This window comes from Caulobacter sp. P1_B12_2 (genome assembly GCF_056406675.1).
Genome location: NZ_JBFTZS010000398.1, coordinates 1 through 4,370 on the forward strand (window position 1 = coordinate 1; position 4,370 = coordinate 4,370).

General features: G+C 66.3%; 3 protein-coding genes. All 3 read right to left on the reverse strand.

Going from position 1 to position 4,370, the window contains the following annotated elements; all coding sequences use genetic code 11:
- A partial coding sequence (locus tag AC1DZ6_RS20030) for a SurA N-terminal domain-containing protein (protein WP_477098892.1) occupies positions 1–734 on the reverse strand: 734 nt, incomplete at its 3' end.
- A gap of 75 nt (positions 735–809) precedes the next feature.
- Positions 810–3,248 carry an LPS-assembly protein LptD gene (locus tag AC1DZ6_RS20035; RefSeq protein ID WP_477098893.1) on the reverse strand — a complete coding sequence of 813 codons (2,439 nt, stop codon included), beginning with the start codon at positions 3,246–3,248 and terminating at the stop codon, positions 810–812.
- Positions 3,249–3,273: 25 nt separating this feature from the next.
- On the reverse strand, positions 3,274–4,370 hold a 1,097-nt coding region (locus tag AC1DZ6_RS20040), incomplete at its 5' end, for an LptF/LptG family permease (protein WP_477098894.1).

Below are 4,370 nucleotides of genomic sequence, written 5' to 3' on the forward strand. Positions count from 1 at the left end.
GCCGGGAAGGGCGCGCCCTGCTGCATCTGGGTGATCAGTTGCTTGGCGCCGTTCTCGGCCACTTCCATGCCGCCGACGCGCCCGGCGTCGATGAACACTTCGCTGACCTGATACTGCGGTTTGCTGGCGGCCTCGGCTTGGCGGCGCTCGAAAGCCTTGATCTGGTCGTCGCCGATCCGCAGGCGCGAACCGTAGCGGCCGCTGATCCAGGCCTGCCAGCTGCTGTCGGCGCGGATCTGCGCCTTCCAGGTGTCGATGCCGACGCCTTGAGCCGACAGCGACTGCGCCAGCTGGTCGGGCGTCATGTTGTTGCCCTTGGCGATGTCCTGGATCTGCTCCTCGATCTCCTTGTCGGTGGAGATGATCGTGATCTTCTGAGCCTTCTCGACCCGACGCAGTTCCTGCATCTGGACGTGCTCGTCGATCAGAGACCGCAGGGCTTCCTGCTCCAGCTGGGGCAGGTTCTCCTGGGTCGGCTGCATGCCCGACGTCACCATCAGCAGGCGCATGCGCTGCATCAGGTCGTAGCTGGAGATGATGTCGTCGTTGACGACCGCCGCCACGCTCTCCGACAGCGGATTGGCGGGCCGGGCGGCCGGGGCCGTCTCGGGCGCCGGCGCAGCCGCGGGCGCGGCCTCCTGAGCCAGGGCGGGCAGGCCGAGGCTCGCCACGGTCAAGGCGAGGATGGAAGCGGTGCAGGCCGCCAGTTTCGTCACGCTACGCGCAGACCGCATCGGTATTGTCGTTCCTCTAGACGCGTCCAAAGGAAGGCGCGCGCTTTATCGCGCGTCCCCCGACGCGGTGACATTCTAATCGCTGTACAATGTGTCGCCCAATGTGGCGAGCGTTAGGCGCAGCACCACGGATTGGTCGGCTCTCAATTTCAGGCCATTGACGGTCTGAGTGTAGCGATCCTCGTTCTGGTAGATGACATCCACGCGGATGCAATCGTCTTTGTAGTAGACGCCCAGGTCCCGCCGGGTCCAGGACCACTTGCTGTCGCTGGCAGGCAGACCGAAGGCGCGGGCGTCCTGGTACGAAAGCCGTCCCAGGGCGGTGACGCCCCAGTTCGCGCGAATCTTGTAGTCGCCGACGAAGTCGAGGTTTTCCTGGCGGAAGCCCGAGGTGTCCTTGTTGTCCTTAAGGTAGCGCAAGGATCCGAACCCGCGGGAGCCCGAGGCGTCGAGGCCGGCTTCCAGGCGGTTCAGCTTGCTGGTGTCGTCGTCGAAGCGGGCGCGCGTGAAGGCGGTGATCCCGCGGAACGGGGTGACCGTGGCCGCCACGATCCAGTCGGAGGCCTTTTGATCCAGGCCCGCGCGGGTGGGCATCAGCGGGTCGACCTTGGTGCGCAGGCTGCGGCCCAACAGGAAGCTGCCGCCTCGACCGTCGGCGAGTTTCACCGTGGCGCGGCCGGCGACGTTCATCCGCGTACCGCCTTCGTAGAGGTCGAAGCCGGGCGACTTGTTGACGTCGAACAGATTGGTTTCGTCGAGTTCGAAGTTGGTGCTGTCTTCGTTGAAGTAGATCGGGTTGCCGGCCGCGTCACGGGCGACGACGATCGGCACCCGTGAGCTGTCCGACCCGGCGGCCAACTGGACCAACGGCTCCAGCACCACGCTGCCGCCGTTCTTCAACGGCTTGAACAACGGCAGGCTCAGATCGACCCCCGCGACGCCGAGCCCGCGCGAATAGTTGATGTTGGTGGTCGTGTCGCCCGCCGCCATGGCGCTGGCCGGCAGGAAGACGTCGCTGACGCGATAGGCGTCGCCGCGCGCCTGGGCGAAGGGCTCGACGCGCAGGCCGGGGCCCAGGATCATGCTGGCGCGCCAGTCGCCCTCGACCGTCCCGCGAACGGAATCCACGCCGTCTTTGCCCTTGTAGTCGACATAGGCGTAGGGCGGTTCGCCGAACTGCGACTCCGAACGGGTCAGGACCACGCCCGAACCCTGGACCCGAAGACGGCCGCCCAGGAGATGCGATTCCGGCTCCCAGCGCGCCTCGACCAGAGGCCCGATCAGCGGGAAGGCGCCGCTGTTCTCGAACCGGTTGGCCAGGCCCGTGCCAGGATCGATCTGCACGACCCGCAAGCCCTGCACCGAGACCATCGAGGCCGACAGATAGGACCGATCCGACTGGCGGTTGGTGTAGATCTGGGACACCAGGCGATGGTCGTCGGCCGTGAACTGGCCGCGCTGCTGGTAGACGTCGCCGATGTCGTAGTCGTCGAAGATCAGCGCCTGCGAGGCCCGCTCGGCGGTGAAGCCCCACTTCCACTTCTCGTCGATGTCGAACAGACCCTTGGCCAGGATGTAGCTCTTGGCCGTGGCCTCGCCGAAGCGGTCGCCGTGGTTGTCGAAGTCCTTGTCGTACGTTCCGCCGACCCGCGCCTCGACATAGCCCGAGTAGAACCGCTTGCGGTATTCCGCGTTCAGGAACGGATTAACTTTCGTGTTGAATTGAGGGGTTACCACCAAATCTTGAGACGGCGACAACACGAACAGATAGGGCTGCTGATAGACGAAACCACGCTTCTTGGAGATGCCGATCTTGGGCGTCAGGAAGCCGGAGCGGCGCTCGGTCTGGGGATCCGGGTGCCAGAACACCGGCAGGTACATCAGGGGGGCGCCCCACAGGCGGATCGTCGCGCCGTGGTAGTAGACCAGGTGCTTGTTCTTGTCCTGGACCACCTTGTCGGCCTGGATGCTCCAGGTCGGCTTGGGTTTTGCCGCGCACACCTCGCAAGGGGTGTAGATCGCCTTGTTCAGTTCGGTGATCTGCTCGTTGCGGCGCACGGCGCTGTCGGCGGCGATCTTGATGTTCTTGTCGAGACGGGCCGAGAAGCCGCGCGCGAAGCCGGCCTTCAGCTCCTTGTCCATGGTCATGTCGTCGGCGAACTGGGCGGTGCCGTCGGCGTTGATCAGGGTCACATGGCCGTGCGCGGTGACCACCTCGGCCTTGGTGTCGTAGACCACTTCGTCGGCGCGCAGGGTGCGGCCTTGATAGCGGGCCTCGACGTCGCCGCGGGCGGTCATCTTCTGATTGGCGTCGTCGCGGATCAGAAGGTCGGACTCCAGATAGTAGCCGGTGTCGCCCAAGCCGTCGTCCGCGGCCGTGGGCGGCGCGGGGGCGGCGGGGATGGTGGCGAGCGGCTGCTGCGCCTGGGTCGAACCGACCAGGGCGAGCCAAGCCGCTCCGGCCAGCAGGACCGCACGGCCCTTTTCTCTCGCCCCCCAGCGAAGCTCCAACATCAACGACCTCGATCCCGACACAGACTCAACCATCCTCGGTATAGCAAAGCAGGGTCAGACCCGCCAAAAGCGCCACGATCGGCGGAGTCCATGCGGCCATGGCCGGCGTCAGCACGTCGGCTTTGCCCAGTGCGCCACACAGCTCGTTAAAGAAGAAGAAACCAAACCCCAACGTCACGCCGGCGCCGGCCAGGCCCGCCAAGCCGCCCAGCCGCATCAGCCGCAGCGAGAAGGCGGCCGCCAGCACAGACATCGCCGCGAACAGCACCGGCGTGGCCAGAACCTGTTGCAGCCGCAGCCGGAAGGGAATCGACGAGAATCCCGCCGCCTCGGTGCGCTTGATGGTCTCGGGCAGCAGCCAGACCGCGATGGCCTGGGGATTGTTGAACCGTTCGGACGCCGTGCGGTCGTCCAGGTTCGACGGCATGGTGTAGGTCTCCGAGCGGATCGCCCCGGCGCCCGGCATCGCCACGCGCACGCCCGACAGCCGCCAGAAGCCGGGCTCCAGCCGGGCCTCGTCCGCCTCGATGCGCTGGGAGAATTGCAGGGTGCCGTTGGGCTGCACCGCGTAGACGAACAGCGACACGCCGCGCAGGCGGACCGCGCCGTCGACCTGGTCGCGGGCCCGGGCGCGAATGACCACCTGGGTCTTCTCGTCGCCCTGACGCAGCCACAGACCCTTGGGGGCCGACTTCACATAGCTTTCCATCAGCGCGTCGCGCGAGGTTTCGAACTGGGCGCTCATCGCCGAGGTCAGCGGATTGAGCAGGGTCAGGGTCACCACGCCGATCACGAAGGCGGCGACCGCCGCCGGCATGATGAAGCGCCAGGCCGAAACGCCCGCCGCCCGCATGGCGATCAGTTCGCTGCGGCGGTTCAGCCCCACGAACGCGCCCAGGGTTCCGAACAGGAAGATGAAAGGCGTCAGCACCAGGATGGTGGCGGGGGCCTGCAGCACGGTCAGGAACAGCAGTTCGGCGAACCCGACCTCGGCCCGGGTGCCGACATTCTTCGAAATGTCCACGAAGGCGATCAGCATGACCAGCACGCTGACGACCGCGAGCGCGGCCACCAGCCCGCTCAGGGTCTTTCTGAGCACATAGCGCTCGATCATGCCGACGC